The following is a 17,498-nucleotide window of genomic DNA, read 5'->3' on the forward strand; positions in this document are numbered from 1 at the left end:
CCTTCCCAGCAGTCGTAACACTAACTGTTACGACAACACAGTCGCAACCTTTGCTGTTACGACTGAGCCGTCGTAACATGAAGCGTTGCGTCCGGGAGGAGGGGTGCATGAGCGCCAACAGCAGGGTGACCCTGGCCGCCCACGCGTTGGCCTGGATCGGCCTCTACCAGCGCCGGGGCCATGAGGTCGCCACCTCCGAGCAGATCGCGGCCAGCGCGAACACCAACCCTGTGGTGATCAGGCGGCTGCTCGGCGAGCTGCGCAGGGCCGGGCTCGTGGAGTCCCGGCGGGGCGCGGGCGCGGGCTGGTCTCTGGCGCGCGAACTGGAGTCGATGACCCTGCTCGACGTGTACGAAGCGGTGGAGCCCGGCCCGCTGTTCGCGATGCACCGGACCACCCCGGACCAGGAGTGCGTGGTGGGCCACGGCATCCAGCCGGTGATGCAGGGCATCTACGCGGGCATCGAGCAGACCCTGAGGTGCGAACTGGCCCGCGTCACGCTCGAGAACGTGCTCCAGGACGTACTCGCGACGCCCCGCCGACCCTCCGTCGCGCCCTGACACCACCGGATCCCCCTCCACACCCGGGTCCGCGAACAGCCCGGCAACCGGCACCCCGAAGCCTTCGGCGGCGGGCCCCGTCCGGGAGCGGGGAAGCGCATCCGCCCTGGTGCAGGAGCCGGACCGGACGTCCGGCGGAGCCGGTGCGGTTCCCCGAAGACCTGCCGCCCACTGCCCTTCCGCCTCCTGGCTGATGGGGGTATGCGGACGCATCCGGCGCCGGCCATGTGCCCCCGCCGGCCGTCGCCTCATCCGGAGTCGGCGCCGACTCAGCCGGATACGGACGACGCCCGGGCACCGCCCCGCGCCGGACCCTTCGGAACGGTGCGGCGTGTCCTGCGTTTCCCGGCGCCGGATCACCGGGCTCCGGGTTCCTGTCCCCCCTGGAGGGCATCATGGGACGTCGTGACCCCTCCGCGTTCCGCCGCGAGCGGCCGTCCCCGGCCCGGGGACGGGCCCACCGGCCCGCCGGTGGCGAACCGGGGCACGTCGCCGCCGCAGCCGGGCACCTGGAGGGAACGCGCGCCGTGAAGTACACCAACTCGATCGAGATCGCTCTGCCCCGGGAGAGGGTGGCCCAGCTGCTGGCCGACCCGGCGCACCTGCCGATGTGGCTGCGGGACCTGGTGGTGCACGAGCCGCTGAACGGGGTGCACGGAGAGCTCGGCACCGAGTCGCGGGTCGTGATGCGGTCGGGGAAGCAGGAACTCGAGTGCGTCGAGACGATCACCCGCCGGGAGCCGGCGGACCTGCGCGCGATCCCCGAGGGGACCGTCGTCCACTTCGACCGCGAGATCGTCGGCGCGGGCATGTGGAGCGTCGTGCGCGATTCGCTGACCGAGGCCGGCCCGGAGGCGACGCTCTGGGAGAGCGAGAGCGAGTACCGGTTCAGCGGCCTGCTGATGCGGCTGGTGGCGCTCCTCATGCCCGGCGCCTTCCACAAGCAGTCGCAGCGGCACATGGAGGACTTCAAGGCGTTCGCCGAGCAGGGGAGGGACGTCCGCGAGGAGAGGGGCTGACCGGCCGCCGCCCGGTGCGGCCACGCCCTGCCGGAGGCGGTGGTGGCGCGGGGCGCGGCCGTGGCGGCCGCGTCCGGGCCGCCCCGGTTCACGCGCGGGCGTATTCGGTGACGGCCACCCCGTTGTCGAACACCTGCCGGTCCACGACGGTGAACAGGCCGGGGTCGAAGCCGCCCTCGACCAGGGGGACGCCCGCCCCGGCCAGCACCGGGTAGCTCTTGAGCACCAGGCGGTCGATCTCCGCCAGGAGGACCCCCGCCAGCTTCCCGCCGCCGCACAGCCAGATGTCCAGGTCGGAGTCCTCCTCCTTGAGCGCCCGCACCAGGCCGACGGGGTCACGGTCCACGACCGTGACCTCCGGGGCCGAGACCGGCCCCAGGGTCGTGGAGAGCACGTACTGGCGCAGGTGAGCGTAGGGGCTCTCGATGCCGTGGTCGTAGGCGGCCCGGTAGGTGCCCAGACCCATGACCACCGTGTCGAAGCGGACGTTGGGGGCGTCGGCCAGCCCGGAGGCCTCACGGCCGGCGGTGGGGGTGGCCTCGGGGTAGTGGGCGTCGACCCAGGCGTTGTAGGCGGCCGAGCGCTCCTCGTCGGCCAGCGGGGCGAAGAAGAAGTCGAACTCGCCCGCGGGTCCGGCGATGCGCCCGTCGAGGGAGACGGCGGCGTAGTAGACCAGCTCACGCATGAAACCACTCCATTCAAAGTACTCCACTTGCAGTGGTCATGACTGTAACAGAACCTCCGACAGCCGACAGTCGGTGACACCCGCCCACGGACGCGGGCGCGCGGAACGGGGCGGCCGGACATCCGTCGCGGGTCCGGCTGCGCGGGAGCGGATATGCGGCGCCGGAGCCGCGTTGTGCCGCGCCGTCCGGGTGGGCGAGGATGCCCGGTATGCCGAACCCGCCCGAAGACCATGCCGCGCCCTCCCGCCCGACCCGGATGAACGACTACGACCACCTGGCCGCGGGCTACGACTCCGAGAACGCGTCCAACATCATGAACGCCTACTACGAACGGCCCGCGATCCTGGCCCTGGCCGGGGACGTCGCCGGCCGCCGGGTCCTCGACGCCGGCTGCGGTTCCGGCCCGCTGTTCGCCGCGCTACGCGACCGGGGTGCCGCGGTGAGCGGCATCGACCGCAGCCCCGGGATGCTCGAACTGGCCCGGCGCAGGCTGGGCGGGGAGGCGGACCTGCGGGTGGCGGACCTGCGCGACCCGCTCCCCTTCCCCGACGGCGCGTTCGACGACGTCGTGGCGTCGCTGGTGCTGCACTACCTCCGGGACTGGGGCCCGACACTGGCCGAGTTCCGGCGCGTGCTGACGGCCGGAGGCCGCCTCATCATGTCCGTCGACCACCCCTTCGCCGTCCACGCCGTCCAGCGGGCGGCCGGGAAGAAGACCGACTACTTCGCGACCCACCACTGGACCGAGGAGTGGACCATGGGCGGCCTGACCGCGACCATGGGCTTCTGGAACCGGCCGCTGCACGCCATGACGGACGCCTTCACCGCGGCCGGCTTCCGGATCTCCGCCATCAGCGAACCGCTGCCCGACCCGGCCGCCCGCGAGCTGTTCCCCGACGACTTCCGCGTCCTGTCCACCAGCCCGGCCTTCCTGTTCTTCGTCCTGGAGGCCGCCTGACGGCCCCCGTCCCCGGTACCGGCGGCGGAAAAGGACGGCTGTCCCGGCCGGAACGGCCCGGCTAGGTTGGCCCCATGACGAACCTCGCGCACCCGCGGCTGTCCGGACTCGGGCGGAATCCCGCGGCGCCCCGGGACGTCCTGGTGCGCCTGGCCGCACACCGGGCCGGCCGAAGCGGCCTGACCCGGCGCCCCGGGCGGCTGGAGGACGCCGTCGTCGAAGCCCTGCTGGCGCACGGCGACCGCCGGAGCTCGGTGACCCTGTACGGGGACCGGGTCTCCCCGGAGATGCGCAGGAGGATCGCAGAGCACCCCGACCCCGAGATCCGCGACGCGTACCCGGACTTCGTCCGCGACATGGTGGAGCGCGGGGTGCCGCTCGGCCTCGACGACCTGGAACGGGTCTACGCCCGTCCCCTCGACGTGCTCGCCCGCGCGGAGGATCCGAAGCTGCGCGCCGCCATCGCGGACCTCTGGCACGACCGCCCTCCGGCCGTGCAGGCCGAACTGCTCGCCGACCCCGACCCCCGGGTCCGGGCGGCCGCCACCCGGCACGAGCGGCCCGGCATCCCGCCCGAATGGCGGGAGCGCTGCCTCGCCGACCCCGCCGTGCGCGCCAACGCGGCCCGCAGCGTCCCGCTCACGGCGGAGCAGTTCGAGCGGCTGGTGCGCAGCGGAGACGAGGACGTCCTCACGGCCGTCGCCGACAACCCCCACCTCTCCGCGGAGATGGTCGCCCGACTGGTGGCGGACGTCGACCACCCGTACGTGCGAATCGCGGCGGCGCTGAGCCGCCACGTGGACACCGCGACCCGGGACCGGCTGTACGCGCTCGTCGAGGCCGAGTACGCGAACGGGAGCGTCGAGGCGGAGATAGCCCTGTACTGGTACCCCGCCGAGCCCGGCTGGCTGCGCGAGGCCCCTCTCGATGAGCGGCTGGCCTACCTCGACTGCCCGCACGCGGTGTTCCGGCGTGTCCTGGCCTCCTGCCACGACCTTCCCGAAGAGGCCTGGCGCCGACTGGACGACGACCCCGACCCCATGGTCCGCCAGATCGCCGCCCACCGCCCGGACACACCGCCGGACGTCCTGGAACGCCTGGTACGCGAACACGGCGATGCCCGCCGCCCCCGGCCATTGCTCGTGGACCACCCGAACTTCCCCCGGCACGCACTGCGCACGTTCGTCGACGACCCGGACCCGCAGGTGCGCCGCCTGGCCCTGCACGACCCGGAACTCCCCGCGCGGGACCTCGAACGGCTCGCCGCCGACCCCGCCCTGCGCAGCGGGGTGGCCGAGCACCCCAACGTCACGGACGCGCTGCTGGACCGGCTGCTCTCCGATCCCGACCCCGAAGTCGCCGACCACGCCGCCGCCAACCCCGCCCTGCCCCCGGACCGGATGTACCGCATCCTCGCCGCCGCCGGGCTGTGACCTCACGGGGACCGGTCCCGGGACCGACTCCCGCCATCGGATCGGACGGGGCGACCGGACACAGGCCTCCGCGACGGGTCCCCCTGCCCCGGAGCCCGGCTCACCGACACGATTTCTTCTTCCTTCCCGGCCGCCGGCCCCGACCGCCGGAATCCCCTGCCCACCCGGGGAACCGGTCCGCGCCGCGCCCCCTGCCCACCGCCCGAACACCCCGTCCGGTGTTCGAACCACTCGACAGATGTTCGAAAACATGTTCGAATCACAGTCATGCGCTGGGAGAACCTGAGAGAGGCGACCACGACCGTCGAGCAGACCGCCCTGTTCGACCACACGCCGCCCCCGACCCGGGGCACCGGGCGGGCGGGGCTTCGGACGGCCGGGCCCGGGCCGGTGCAGGCGGGGCAGGACGGCGAACCCGTCGCGATCGAGGTCCGGGCCCGGTCCATCATCAACCGGGTCCCCGGCGACTCCCCGCTGTTCCGCTGGAGCGTCAACCCCTACCGCGGCTGTTCGCACGCCTGCGTGTACTGCTTCGCCCGGCGCACCCACGAATACCTGGACCTGGACAGCGGCCATGACTTCGACACCCGTATCGTCGTCAAGGTCAACGCCGGTGAACGGCTGCGCGCCGAACTCGCCCGCCCCTCCTGGCGCGGGGAGCACATCGCGATGGGCACCAACACCGACCCCTACCAGCGCGCCGAGGGCCGCTACCGGCTCATGCCGCAGATCATCGCCGCCCTGCGCGACGCCGCCAACCCCTTCTCGATCCTCACCAAGGGCACGCTGGTCCTGCGCGACCTGGACCTGCTCGAACAGGCGGCCCGTGTCACCGAGGTCGGCATGGCGGTCTCGGTGGGCTCCGTGGACGAGGCCGTGTGGCGCACGGTGGAGCCGGGGACCCCGAGCCCGCGGGCGCGCCTGGACGTGGTGCGCCGCCTGGCCGAACGCGGCCTGGAGTGCTCGGTGCTGATGGCGCCGATCCTGCCCGGCCTGACCGACTCGGCCGAACAGATCGAGGAGACCGTGACCGCCATCGCCGCGGCGGGGGCCGCCCGCGTCACCCCGATCGTGCTGCACCTGAGGCCGGGCGCTCGCGAGTGGTACCGGGCCTGGCTCTCACGCGAGCACCCGGGGCTGCTGCCGCTGTACGGCAGGCTGTACGGCCGCGGCTCCTACGCGCCCGAGTCCTACCGGCGGATCGTCACCGAGGCCGTCCGCGAGATCGCCGGCCGCCACGGACTGAACCGTCCGGGCGCCGCCCACCGCGCCCGCGCCCCGGAGCGGCCCGCCGCGGCCCCGGCCGACCGGCGCCCCGAACAGCTCGCCCTGGGCTTCCCCGGCTGAGGCCCGCCCCCCTCGCCGCCCCGGCGGCGCTCAGGGCCGGCCGCCGCCCGCGAACCCCGTCCACCGCAGCCCGGCGGGCAGGTGGGACATGTCGTTGAACATCACGACGGCCGGGGGTCCGTCGTCGCTGAATTCGACCACCGTGAGGGAGGCGTTCGCGACGCCCGCCAGGGACATCCATTGCGCGGGCGGCGCGTTCAATACCTCGCGGACGATCCAGGCGATCGGGTACGCGTGCGTCACCACCACTTCGTGCGTCGCGCGGCGCCCCCGGCCGTTGGGCCCGCAGAACCGTGCCGTCAAAGCGTCCGCGGTCCTTCGCCCGGCATCGGCTTCGCCGCGGTCGTAACCGTCGAAGAACCCCTTCCACGAGGGCGGCACGTCCTCGGGTCCGGGGACGAACGGAACGTTGTCCACGAGTTCGGCCGCCTCGTCGACCAGCACGCGCGGCATCTCGGCCGCGATGATCCGGGCGCTGTCCACCGCGCGCGGCAGCGGCGAGTGCCAGACGGCGTCGACGGGCGCCCCGGCGAGCCGCCGCCCGAGCAGCCGGGCCTGCTCCCGGCCGTCGGCGGTCACCTGTCCCAGGGCGTCGGCCGCTCCGTGGCGTACGAGGTAGAGGGTGCGCTGGGCCACGGTTCGGGCCCCTTTCTCCCAGGGGTTCGGAGGAATTCTCGCGACGGGCCGGGCGTCGGGCCCGCATGCCGCGCGGCGGCCATCCTATCCGCCGCAGGGCCGCCCTCTCCGGGCCCGGTCCGGCCCCGGCGGCGGCACGGTCGCGCGGCCCGGCCCGGCATGCGCGCCACCCCCTTTCCGAAGCCGGATACGCCCGTTTCGTTGGCTCTGACAGCACCTCCTCCCCGGTTCCGAAACCCGCAGCGACCGGGTCGGAGGCCGTGAACCCTCCGTGAAAGGGCAGAAGAACCGGAAATCACAGAGCAAAGGAGAACCCTTCCAAAACACACTCCCACTCAGCTCACAAAAAACGGACAACGGAATACACGGCCAAAAAGGAAACCTTCTGCATTCGCTTCTCCACCTGTAGTACTGTCCATTCGCGTGCGGCCTTCGGGCCGTGTTCACAAAAAGGAATTCCAGGGGGCGATGGAGATGCGGGCGGCGAGCGGACCGGAACTCTACCGGGCCCGGGGCTGGTGGCGGGCCGAACTCCTGGACGACCTGGTACTGCGGCACGCCGCGGGCGGTCCGGCGGCCGCGGACCGGCCCGCGGTCGCCGGACCGCGGCCGCTGACCCACCGGGAGCTCGCCGGGGCCGTCGACGCCGCGTCCCGCCGCCTGGCCGGACTGGGCGTGCGGGCCCCCGGCCCCGTCCTCGTGCAGCTGTCCAACAGCGTCGAGCTCCTCGTCCTCACGCTCGCGCTGATCCGGGCCGGCTGCCCGCCGATCCTGGCCCACCCCGCCCTGCGCGAGCACGAACTGGAGCCGGTCGTGGCCGACCTCGCCCCCGTGGCGGCCGCGGTGCCGGCCGCCACCGGGCGCACCGACCACCCGGCGATGCTGCGCGGGCTCCTCCGGCAGGCTCCCGGTCCGCGCACCGTCCTGGTGCTCGGCCCCGGCGCCCCGGGCCCGGACGGGGCGGACCTCGCGGCGCTGTGCGCGCCCGGCACGGCCCCCGGGCCCCGTCCGCACACCGCCGGCCCCGGCGACACCGCCCTGTACTTCCTGTCCAGCGGGACCACCGGCCCGCCCAAGCCCATCCCCCGCACCCACGAGGCGCTCGGCTCGGTGGTCCGCGCAGCCGCCGCGGCGGCGGGCCTGGGTCCGGACTCGGTCTACCTGGCGGCGCTCCCCGCCACGCACAGCTTCACCTGCGCCCACCCCGGGATGTTCGGCGCGCTCGCGCGAGGCGGCTCCGTCGCCTTCGCCGGCACCGCCGACGCCGACGCCCTGCTGGAGCTGGCCGACCTGCACCGCGTCACGCACACCGCGCTGGTCCCCGGCCTCGCCGGGCAGCTGGCCTCCCGGGCCGCCGACTCCGGCGTCGCGCCGCGGTCCCTGCGGGTGGTGCAGGTGGGCGGGGCGCGGCTGGCGCCGGACACCGCCCGCCGGATCAGGGCGGAGCTGGGATGCCGCGTCCAGCAGGTGTACGGGATGAGCGAGGGGCTGCTGACCTTCACCCGCCTGGACGACCCCGAGGCCGTCACCGACCTGACCCAGGGCCGCCCGGTGGCCCCCGGCGACGAGCTGCTCGTGGTCGGGGCGGACGGCCGCCCGGTCGCCCCCGGGGAGCAGGGGGAGCTGTGGACCCGCGGGCCGAGCACCATCACCGCCTACGCGGGCCGCGCCGCGGGCGAACCGGGCCGGTTCGGCCCCGAGGGGCACTACCGCACCGGCGACCTGGTGCGCGTCGACCCGGCGGGGAACGTGGCGGTGACCGGCCGGGTCAAGGACGTCATCAACCGGGGCGGCGAGAAGATCGCCGCCGACGACCTCGAAGCCGTGCTCACCCGCCACCCGGGGGTGCGCGCGGCAGCGGCGGTCGGCTTCCCCCACCCCCTGTACGGGGAGGGGGTGTGCGCCGTCGTCGTCCCCGGCGGCGGCCCGGCGGAGGCCGCCGAGCGGCTCACCCTGCGCGGCCTGCGCGCGTTCCTGCGCGGGGAGGGCGTGGCCGCGTTCAAGCTCCCCGACCGGGTGGTGGTCCTCGACGCCCTGCCCACGGTCGGGATCGGCAAGGTCGACAAGGAGGCGCTGCGGCGCCTGGCCGCCGACCGCGCGGCCGGCCCCGTCCCGTCGGTGTGACGGCCGCCCCCGCCCCCGCACCCGCACCCGATCCGGCCACGGTGCCCCATGCGTCCCCCGCCCCTCGCCCCGCCCGCCTCCCCACCGGCACCAGAGACCTACCACGACCGGCCTGCCGCGGGCCCGCCCCGAGCGCCCCGCCGAACCCGACCGAAAGGGCAGCATGAAACGAACTCCGACCCCCGGGAAGGACACCGTCGCCGTGATCGGCGCCGCCTGCCGCCTCCCCGGCGGCATCACCGGCCTGGACGGCCTGTGGGAAGCGCTCCGGGACGGCCGCGACCTGGTGACCGAGGTCCCCGCCGACCGCTTCGACAAGGCCTGGTTCCACTCCGCCGACCAGGACCGCCCCGGCAAGAGCTACACCTTCGCGGGCGGGATCGTCGACGGCGTCGAGGAGTGGGACCCCGGCTTCTTCGGGATCTCCCCCCGCGAGGCCGCGCGGATCGACCCCCGCCAGCGGATGGCGCTGGAGCTGGCCGTGGAGGCGTTCGACGACGCCGGGGTCGACCCGCGCGGGCTGCACGGCTCCGACACCGCGGTCCACCTCGGCGTCTACTCGCTCCCCTTCGGCTCCCTGCAGTGCCGGGACACGGCGTCGATCGACGCGCCCACCGCCCTGGGCAGCAGCGCGACGGCGGTGCCCAACCGGGTCTCCTACCACTTCGACCTGCGCGGCCCCAGCACGGTGACCGACACCGCCTGCTCCTCCTCCCTCGTGGCGCTCCACCACGCCTGCGGGGAGCTGCTGTCCGGGCGGACCGGGCTGGCGCTGGCCGGCGGGGTCAACCTCCTGCTCGACCCCTACGAGTACATCGTCGCCGCCAAGGCCCGGATGCTCTCGCCCACCGGCCGCTGCCGGACCTTCTCCGCCGACGCCGACGGGTTCGTCCGCGCCGAGGGCGGCGGGATGCTCCTGCTCAAGCGGCTGTCCGACGCGGTCGCCGACGGCGACCGGGTGCACGCGGTCGTCCTGGGCACCGGGATCAACTGCGACGGCCGCACCCCCGGCCTGGCCCACCCCGGCGAGGAGGCCCAGGAGGAGCTGCTGCGCGGGGTGTACGCGGGCGCGGGGGTCTCGCCGCGGGACCTCGCCTACCTGGAGGCGCACGGCACCGGGACGCGGGTCGGCGACGTGGTCGAGTGCACGGCGCTCGGGCGCGCCCTGGGCGTGCGCCGCGGCCCGGCCGGGCCGCTCCCGGTGGGGTCGGTCAAGACCAACCTCGGGCACCTGGAGGCCGCCGCCGGGGTGGCCGGCCTGCTGAAGGCGATCGTGGTCCTGCGCCACCGGGAGATCCCGCCGTCGCTGCACTCGCGGACCCTCAACCCCGGGATCGACTTCGACGGGCTGGGGCTGCTGCCGGTGCGGGAGAGGCTCCCCCTGGGCGGCGGGGAGCACCCCCTGGTGGGGGTGAGCTCCTTCGGCGCGGGCGGCGCCAACGCCCACGTGGTCCTGGGCGCCCACACGGCGCCGGACCGGTCGGTGCGCCCCGCCCGGTCCGCGGCGCCGAGGCTGCCGGTCGTGGTGTCCGGCCACACCGGGGAGGCACTGCGGCAGGCGGCCCGGGCGCACGCCGACCGGCTGCGCTCGGCCGCCCCGGAGGAGTTCTACGACCTGGCCCGCACCGCCTCCGTCCGGCGGGGACGGCTTCGGCACCGCGCCGCCGTCCTGGCACGGGACACGGCCGAGGCCGCCGACCTGCTGGAGGCGGTCGCGGACGGGACCCCGGGCGCCGACGGCGTCGAGGGGGCGAACACGACGGACGCCGACGGCGCACGGGCGGCCTTCGTCTTCTCCGGGAACGGGTCGCAGTGGGCCGGCATGGGAGCCGGCCTGCTCGGCTCCGAGCCCGTGTTCCGGGAGGAGGTGGAGCGCGTCGACGCCGCCCTCCGCCCCCACCTGGGGTGGTCGGTCGTCGACGAGCTGCGCGCCCCGCGGGAGCGGTCCGCCCTGGCGCGCACCGAGGTCGCCCAGCCCGCCCTGTTCGCGGTCCAGGCCGGCCTGGTCGCGGCGCTGGCCGAGCGGGGCGTCCGCCCCGCGGCCGTGGTCGGGCACAGCGCGGGCGAGGTCGCCGCCGCCTACGCCTGCGGGGCGCTGGACCTGGACTCCGCCGCCCGGGTGATCGCGGAGCGGAGCCGGGCGCAGGGGACGACCGCCGGAACAGGCAGGATGGCCGCGGTAGGCCTGTCCCCGGCGGAGGCGGAGAAGGAGCTCGCCCCGTTCCGGGGCCGGCTGGAGATCGCCGGCGTCAACGGCGACACCGACGTCAACGTCGCCGGGGAGACCGGAGCCCTGCGCGAACTGGGCGGGCTGCTCGCACTGCGCGGGGTCTTCCACCGCGAGCTGGACCTCGACTACGCCTTCCACAGCCGCATGATGGACCCGGTCCGGGCCGACCTGCTGCGGGCGCTGGAGGGGCTGGCGCCCCGGACCCCGCACACCCCGATGGTCTCCTCCGTCACCGCGTGCCGCCTGCTCGACGGCGAGCCCGACGCCGCCTACTGGTGGCGCAACGTCCGCGAGCCGGTCCTGTTCGCCCAGGCCGTCCGGGCGCTGGCGGAGGAGGGCTGCGACGTGTTCGTGGAGGTCGCGCCGCACCCGGTGCTGGGCGGCTACCTGCGGCGGGCGGCCGGCACCGGCCGCGGCCGGACCGCGGTGCTGCCGACACTGCGCAGGCCCGCCGAGGACGGGACAACGGACGAACGGGCCGCCCTCGACTCCGCCGCCTGCCGGGTCATCGCCGCGGGGGCGGCCGACCCGGCCGGGTTCTTCCCCGAACCGGGGCGCGTGGCCGACCTGCCCGGCGTCCCCTGGCAGCGCGAACGGCACTGGAACGGGTCCGCGGACTGGTGGGCGCCGCTCACCGGCGCCGGCCGCGGCCCCTACGAGCACCCGCTGCTCGGCCAGCGCGTCCCCGGCCCCGACCCGGCCTGGTCCGGCGAGGTCGAGCCCGCGCGCCTGCCGTGGCTGGCCGACCACCGGGTGGGCGGCGCGGTGGTGATGCCCGCGGCCGCCTTCGCCGAGATGGCGCTGGCCGCGGGGCGCCGGGCGCTCTCGGGCCCCGTCGAGGTCGTCTCCCTGGACATCCTCCGGGTCCTCCCCCTGCCCTGGGAGGACCCGGAGATGGACGTGCGCACCCAGGTCTCGGTCCCGGACGGCGCCGGAACGGTGCGCATCGCCGCCCGGACCGGCGGCGACTGGCGGACGCACGCCCGGGCGCGGGTCCGGCCGCTGTCCGGTGAGGCACCGCCCCCGCTGGACGCCGGGCGGGTGCGCTCCCGGTGCGGCCCGGACCTGGGCGTCAACGGCCACTACGCCCGGATGGCGGAGGCGGGGATCGGGTACGGGCCCGTCTTCCGCCCGCTGCGACGCCTGCACGCGGCCGGGGGCGAGGTGCTGGCCGACTACGGGACCGCCGACGCGGAGGACTTCGAGGTCTCCCCGGTCCTGATGGACGCCGCCCTCCAGACCACGGCGGCCCTGTGCGGCACGGACCCCGGCGGGGACGCGTTCCTGCCCGCCGCCATCGGGGCGGTGCGCCGCTGGCGCCGTCCCGCGGCCTCCGGCCTCGTCCACGCCCGGCTGCGCGAGGCGACCGACGACGAGATCGTCTGCGACCTGGTCATCACCGACGGGGACGGGACGGTCGCCGTCGAGATCGAGGGGTACCGCGGCCGGCGGTTCCGCGCCGGGTCCTCCCGCCCGGTCCTCTACGGCACCCGGATGCGCGCGGCCCCCAAGGGGTCCCCACCGCCCGCCGCCCTGCCCGGTCCCCGGGAGCTGGCGGAGGCGGCCGCCGACGGGATCGGGGAGGCCGAGCGGGAGTGGGCCGGCTCCCGCGGCCTCGCCTCCGACGCCGCCGCCCTGACCCTGACCGCGCACCACGCCGCCCGGGCCCTGGCCGAGCTGGCGGCGGGCGCCGAGACCTTCGGCACCGCCGACCTGGTCGCCGCGGGCGTGCGCCCGCACTACGACCGGCTCCTGGGGATCCTCGCCTCGGTCGCCCGAGCGGAAGGGCTGCTGGAGGACGTCTCCACGGACGGCGGCGCACCCCGCTGGCGGGTGTGCGGGCCCGCCGACCCCGGGCGCGCCATGGAGGAGGCCGCCTGGGCCCTGCCCGAGGCCGCCCCGGCCCTGGTGCTCTACGAGCGCTGCGGGTGGCGCCTGGCCGAGGCGCTGCGCGGGGAGCTCGACCCGGTGGAGCTCGTCTTCTCCGACTCCGGCGCGCGCCTGGCCCGGTACATCTACGAGTCGCTGCCCTTCTCGCGCGCGGCCAACCGGTACGCCGCCGCAGCGGTCGCGGCGCTGGTCGAGCGCTGGCCCGCCGACCGGCCGCTGCGCGTCCTGGAGGTCGGCGGCGGCACCGGGGCCACCGCCGCAGCGCTGCTGCCGCTCCTGCCCGCCGAACGCACCCGGTACGTCTTCACCGACCTGTCCCCCTCCCTGGTGTCCGGGGCCGTGCGGAGGTTCGCCGACCACGGCTTCGTCGAGTGCCGCACCCTCGACCTGGAGGTCCCGGCCACGGAGCAGGGGCTCGACGAGGGCGGGTTCGACCTGGTGGTGGCCGCCAACGTGCTGCACGCCACCTCCGACCTGCGGGCGGTGCTGGGGCGGCTGTCGGAGGTGCTCGCCGACGGCGGCCGGCTCCTGGCCGTGGAGCACCACGACGCCGGGCAGCTGGCGCTGGCGTTCGGGCTGCTGGACGGTTTCTGGGCCTACACCGACACCGACCTGCGCACCGACTCCCCGCTGCTGACCGCGCGGCAGTGGACGGACCTGCTGGAGTCGTCCGGGTTCGAGGAGACCACCCGGCTCAGCGACGCCGACGAGCGGTCGTCGGTGCTCCTGACCCGGCGCTCCGACCGCTCTCCCGCGCCGCGGGACCCCGTGCCCGGCTTCAGCGGCGCCCGGGTGCTCATCGCCGCCGAGGACGGAGCCGGGGAGCACGCCCGGGCGCTGCGGGAGCGGATCGTCGAGGGCGGGGGCGACGCCGCGCGGACCGGCCTGCCCCGGTGCGCCGCGGAATGGGCCCGGGCCCTGGACCGGGACGCCCCCTCCGAGGTCGTGCTGTTCCTGGGCGACCGGCCGCAGGACCCGGACGGCGGTGTGGGCGCCGCGGTGGAGCGCGTCGCCGCGCTCCGCGCCCTGGTCGACGCCCTCGAGGAACGCGACACCCCGCCCCGGGTGTGGGCGGTGACCCGCCCCTGCGGGGTGCTCCCCGCCCCGGAGCCCTGCGGGGCACCGGAGGACGCGGCCACCTGGGGCGTGGCCCGCGTCCTGGACGGGGAGCGGCCGTGGCTGGACCTGCGGCACGTCTCCCTGCTCCGGACCGGCGACCCCGGCGCCGACACCGCGGCGCTGGCCGCCGAGCTGGCCGACCCCGACGACGAGGACGAGGTGGTGCTGAACGGGCAGGGCCGGTTCGTGCCCCGCCTCGCACCGCTCGGCCCCGCCGCGGACGTGCCCGGGCCGGACGGGGCGTGCGCCCTGCGGCTCACCGACCCCGGACCCTCCCACCGGCTGGAGTGGGTGCGCACCGCCGTCCCGGAGCCGCCCGGGGACGAGGTCCTCATCGACGTGCGGGCGGTGGCGGTGACCGGGCGGGATGCCGCGGAGGCGCTGGGCGAGGCGCCCGCGCGCGCCGCGGCCGGCGGAGGCCACTCCGCGGGGTACGCCTGCGCCGGGGTGGTGCGGGCGGTCGGCGGCCGCGTCGACGGCCTCGCGCCGGGCGACCGGGTCTACGCCTTCACCCCGGGGGCCGGCGCGACCCGGGTGTGCGCCCGCGCCGACATGGTCGGGCGGATCCCCGACGGGACGCGGTTCGCCGAGGCCGCCACCCTGCCCGCCTACCTGGCCGTGCAGCACGGCCTGGAGCACCTGGCGGGCCTGGAGGCGGGCGAGACGCTGCTCGTGCACGGCCTGGGCGGGGGGACCGCGGCCGCCGCGGCCGCCCACGCCCGCGAGGTCGGGGCCCGGGTCATCGCCACCGCCGAGCACCCCAACGGCCGCGACCTGCTCAGCATGCTGGGGGTGGCGGACGTGCTCGACACCGGCGACCCCGCCCTGGCCCGCAGGGTGTCGGAGCTGACCGGCGGGCGCGGCCCCGACGTGGTCTTCAACACCGCCGCCGGCCCCGCCGCGGCCCTCGCACTGGAACTGCTGCCGCCGGGCGGCCGGTTCGTCCAGGCGGCCGACGGCCCCGCCCTGCCGTCCCCGCTGCCGCCGCTCCACGGCGACCTGCTGCTCGCCTCGGTCGACGCCGCGCGCATGGCGGCCGAGCGCCCCGCCGCAGCAGCCGCATGCTTCGCCCGCGTCGCCGAACGCGTCGGGGCGGGCGCCTACCGCCCGCTCCCGCTGGAGCTGCACGAGCCGGAGGGCGCCGGGGAGGCCTTCCGCGCGCCGCGCGCCCCGGCCACCGCCGGATGCGCGGTGGTGTCCCTGGAGCGGACCCCCGCCGCGGTGGTCCCGCCCCGCCCGGCCGCCTTCGACCCCGCGGGCACCTACCTGATCACCGGTGGGACGAGCGGGTTCGGCGCGGCCACCGCCCGGTGGCTGGCCCGGCGCGGCGCCCGGCACCTGGCGCTGGCGAGCCGGCGCGGCGGTGCCGCCCCGGAGGTCCCCGCGCTCCTGCGGGACCTGGAGGAGCTCGGCGCGCGGGCCTCCGTGCACGCGCTGGACGCGACCGACGAGGCGGGCGTCCGGTCGCTGATCGCCGGGTTCGCCGAGGAGGGCCGTCCGCTGCGCGGTGTGGTGCACGCCGCGATGGTGCTCCACGACGAGCCGTTCGAGGACTCCGACGACGGGCGGATCCGGGCCGTACTGGCGCCCAAGCTGGGCGGCGCGCACGTCCTGGACCGGGCGACCCGCGGCATGGACCTCGACCTGTTCGCGGTCTACTCGTCGGTGACCTCGGCCATCGGCAACCTGCACCAGGCGGGCTACGCGGCGGCCAACGCCGCCGCGGAGGCGGTCGTCCGATCCAGGCGGCGGGCCGGACTCCCCGGCATCGCCGTGCAGTGGGGCAGCATCCGCGACGTGGGCACCCTGGCCGAGGAGGGCGTCGCCCGCACCGTGGTCCGGCTCGGCATGGGCCTGATCTCCGCCGACCGGGCGTTCGCCGCCCTGGAGGAGCTCCTGGGCCGCGACGCCGAGGTGGCCGCGGTGCTGAACATCGACTGGGCCCGGCTCGCCGAGATCCGGCCCTACGTCGTGCAGAGGCCGCGGCTGCGGGGCCTGGTCCCGGAGTCCTCCGGGTGCGACGCCACCACCCTGGAGAAGGCCCGGCGCCGGCTGGCGGAGGCGCCGCCGGAGGAGGCCGAGGCGGTGGCCGCGGAGATGCTCGCCGGAGTGGTGGCCCGCGTGGTGGGCGCGCCCCCGGAACGGGTCGACCGCGACCGCACCTTGGACCACCTGGGGTTCGACTCGATCATGGCGACCGAGCTCCTGGGGGCGATCCGCAAGGAGTTCGGCTGCGACCTGGCCCTCGTGGAGATCGTGTCCGGGCCGTCCGTCACCGAACTGGCCGGGCGCGTGGTGGCCCGGCTGCGGAACACGAAGGAGGAGGCGAAGTGAGGCTCGAAACCCGCACGTGGGGCGAGGGCGAACGGACCGCGCTGCTGGTGCACGGGTTCGCGTGCGACTCCGGTACCTGGGAGCGCACGGCCGGCGTGCTCGCCGGACTGGGCTACTGGGTCGTCGCCCCCGACCTGCGCGGGCACGGCGCGAGCCCGCGCGGCTACTACAGTCCGCGGGCGCTCGCCGACGACCTGGTGGAGACACTGCCTGCGGGGGCCGACCTGGCGCTGGGGCACTCGCTGGGCGCGGCCCTCCTCGGGCTCGCGGCCGACGGCCTGCGCCCGGCGCGGCTGGTCTACGCCGAACCGTACTGGGGCATCCGGGCGGTCACCGACCTCCCCGACCCCCGGTCGGCGATCCGGCTGGTGGGCCTGACCCCGGAGGAGATCGCCGAGCGCAACCCGGGCTGGTCCCGCGCCGAGGTCGAGGCGGAGGCGCGCGCCCGCGCCCTCTGGGACCCGCGGACCATGGTGGACCTGCACGCCTTCGACATGCCGGCGCTCCCGGAGTCGACCTCGGTGCCGTCGCTCATCCTGCTGGCCGAGCGGCGCGGGCTCGTCCCGGAGATCGACGGGGACGACGGCCGGGCGCGCGGCTTCGACGTCCGCACCGTCGCGGGGACGGGCCACATGCTCCACCTCGACGCGCCGGAGGGGTTCGCCGCGGCGCTGCTGTCCTGGCTGGAGGAGACCGGCGGGCCGCGGGCGGAACGCCCGGGAGGGGGCGAGGGCGAGGTCGGCACAGGGGCCGGGGCCGGGGCTGGGACCCGGGCCGGGGCAGGGGCCGGGGCGTCCGCGGGCGCCGGGGCCCGGGAAGCGGGGGGCGCCGGATGACCGCCGACACACGGCCGTTGAAGGCGCGGCTGGCCGCGATGCCCGCCGCCGAGCGGGAGCGGCTGCTGCTGGACGTCGTCATGGAGTGCACGGCCGCCGTGCTCGGCCACGACGACCTCCGGGACCTGGAGCCCGACATGGAGTTCGCGGAGGCCGGGGTGGACTCCATCACCGCGGTGGAGATCCGCTCCCGCCTCTCGGCCCGGCTGGGCGCGCCGGTCCCGCGCGACCGGCTGAACGCCGCCCCGACCTTCGCCGAGGCGGCCCGCGTCCTCCAGGACCTGTTCCCCGGCCACCGGGGCTGACGGGAGAGCGCCCCGGGGCCG

Annotated in this window: 11 protein-coding genes; 9 read left to right on the plus strand and 2 right to left on the minus strand. The window is 76.3% G+C overall.

Going from position 1 to position 17,498, the window contains the following annotated elements; genetic code table 11:
- Positions 1-107 precede the first annotated feature (107 nt).
- The gene (locus ACFVNO_RS23775) at positions 108-560 is read left to right on the plus strand and encodes an Rrf2 family transcriptional regulator (RefSeq protein ID WP_355264792.1); all 453 of its coding nucleotides are present in this window, start codon (positions 108-110) and stop codon (positions 558-560) included.
- Positions 561-955: 395 nt separating this feature from the next.
- A complete protein-coding gene (locus ACFVNO_RS23780; protein ID WP_378895791.1) occupies positions 956-1,579 on the plus strand; it encodes an SRPBCC family protein in 624 nt (207 codons plus the stop codon).
- A gap of 88 nt (positions 1,580-1,667) precedes the next feature.
- On the opposite strand, the gene ACFVNO_RS23785 is transcribed toward ACFVNO_RS23780, so the two are convergent.
- Positions 1,668-2,264, minus strand: coding sequence for a dihydrofolate reductase family protein (locus ACFVNO_RS23785; RefSeq protein WP_378895793.1), 597 nt, complete (start codon positions 2,262-2,264; stop codon positions 1,668-1,670).
- 200 nt (positions 2,265-2,464) lie between these two features.
- Between ACFVNO_RS23785 and ACFVNO_RS23790 the strand changes: the two genes are divergently transcribed.
- The 3 genes from ACFVNO_RS23790 to ACFVNO_RS23800 all read left to right on the plus strand — a co-directional run bounded on the left by ACFVNO_RS23790 (position 2,465) and on the right by ACFVNO_RS23800 (position 6,003).
- On the plus strand, positions 2,465-3,223 hold the full coding sequence (locus ACFVNO_RS23790) for a class I SAM-dependent methyltransferase (RefSeq protein WP_378895795.1): 759 nt from the start codon (positions 2,465-2,467) through the stop codon (positions 3,221-3,223).
- Between the two features lie 74 nt (positions 3,224-3,297).
- On the plus strand, positions 3,298-4,656 hold the full coding sequence (locus ACFVNO_RS23795; RefSeq protein ID WP_378895797.1) for a hypothetical protein: 1,359 nt from the start codon (positions 3,298-3,300) through the stop codon (positions 4,654-4,656).
- Positions 4,657-4,923: 267 nt separating this feature from the next.
- Entirely contained in the window at positions 4,924-6,003 is a 1,080-nt protein-coding gene (locus ACFVNO_RS23800; RefSeq protein WP_378895799.1) for an Rv2578c family radical SAM protein, read from the plus strand.
- A 30-nt stretch (positions 6,004-6,033) separates the two neighbouring features.
- Here the strand turns inward: ACFVNO_RS23800 and ACFVNO_RS23805 are convergent, their stop codons facing one another.
- Complete coding sequence (locus ACFVNO_RS23805; protein ID WP_378895800.1) at positions 6,034-6,639, minus strand: histidine phosphatase family protein; 606 nt, start codon at positions 6,637-6,639, stop codon at positions 6,034-6,036.
- 468 nt (positions 6,640-7,107) lie between these two features.
- Between ACFVNO_RS23805 and ACFVNO_RS23810 the strand changes: the two genes are divergently transcribed.
- The 4 genes from ACFVNO_RS23810 (at position 7,108) to ACFVNO_RS23825 (ending at position 17,477) form a co-directional block, all read left to right on the plus strand.
- Positions 7,108-8,763: an AMP-binding protein gene (locus ACFVNO_RS23810; RefSeq protein ID WP_378895802.1), complete on the plus strand. Its 1,656-nt coding sequence runs from the start codon at positions 7,108-7,110 to the stop codon at positions 8,761-8,763.
- Positions 8,764-8,926: 163 nt separating this feature from the next.
- Positions 8,927-16,336, plus strand: a complete 7,410-nt coding sequence (locus ACFVNO_RS23815; RefSeq protein ID WP_378895804.1) for an SDR family NAD(P)-dependent oxidoreductase — start codon at positions 8,927-8,929, stop codon at positions 16,334-16,336.
- Entirely contained in the window at positions 16,333-17,172 is an 840-nt protein-coding gene (locus ACFVNO_RS23820) for an alpha/beta fold hydrolase (protein ID WP_378895806.1), read from the plus strand. Before ACFVNO_RS23815 ends, ACFVNO_RS23820 begins: the two co-directional genes overlap by 4 nt.
- Positions 17,169-17,477, plus strand: coding sequence for an acyl carrier protein (locus ACFVNO_RS23825; RefSeq protein WP_355264819.1), 309 nt, complete (start codon positions 17,169-17,171; stop codon positions 17,475-17,477). Before ACFVNO_RS23820 ends, ACFVNO_RS23825 begins: the two co-directional genes overlap by 4 nt.
- Positions 17,478-17,498 lie beyond the last annotated feature (21 nt).

This window comes from Nocardiopsis sp. NPDC057823, from assembly GCF_042797335.1.
Taxonomy (GTDB): domain Bacteria; phylum Actinomycetota; class Actinomycetes; order Streptosporangiales; family Streptosporangiaceae; genus Nocardiopsis; species Nocardiopsis changdeensis.

Excerpts from the sequence above, each read along its gene's own strand:
- ACFVNO_RS23775 (WP_355264792.1), top strand. The coding sequence starts at position 108 with ATGAGCGCCAACAGCAGGGTGACCCTGGCCGCCCACGCGTTGGCCTGG.
- ACFVNO_RS23780 (WP_378895791.1), top strand. The coding sequence starts at position 956 with ATGGGACGTCGTGACCCCTCCGCGTTCCGCCGCGAGCGGCCGTCCCCG.
- ACFVNO_RS23785 (WP_378895793.1), bottom strand. The coding sequence starts at position 2,264 with ATGCGTGAGCTGGTCTACTACGCCGCCGTCTCCCTCGACGGGCGCATC.
- ACFVNO_RS23790 (WP_378895795.1), top strand. The coding sequence starts at position 2,465 with ATGCCCGGTATGCCGAACCCGCCCGAAGACCATGCCGCGCCCTCCCGC.
- ACFVNO_RS23795 (WP_378895797.1), top strand. The coding sequence starts at position 3,298 with ATGACGAACCTCGCGCACCCGCGGCTGTCCGGACTCGGGCGGAATCCC.
- ACFVNO_RS23800 (WP_378895799.1), top strand. The coding sequence starts at position 4,924 with ATGCGCTGGGAGAACCTGAGAGAGGCGACCACGACCGTCGAGCAGACC.
- ACFVNO_RS23810 (WP_378895802.1), top strand. The coding sequence starts at position 7,108 with ATGGAGATGCGGGCGGCGAGCGGACCGGAACTCTACCGGGCCCGGGGC.
- ACFVNO_RS23815 (WP_378895804.1), top strand. The coding sequence starts at position 8,927 with ATGAAACGAACTCCGACCCCCGGGAAGGACACCGTCGCCGTGATCGGC.
- ACFVNO_RS23825 (WP_355264819.1), top strand. The coding sequence starts at position 17,169 with ATGACCGCCGACACACGGCCGTTGAAGGCGCGGCTGGCCGCGATGCCC.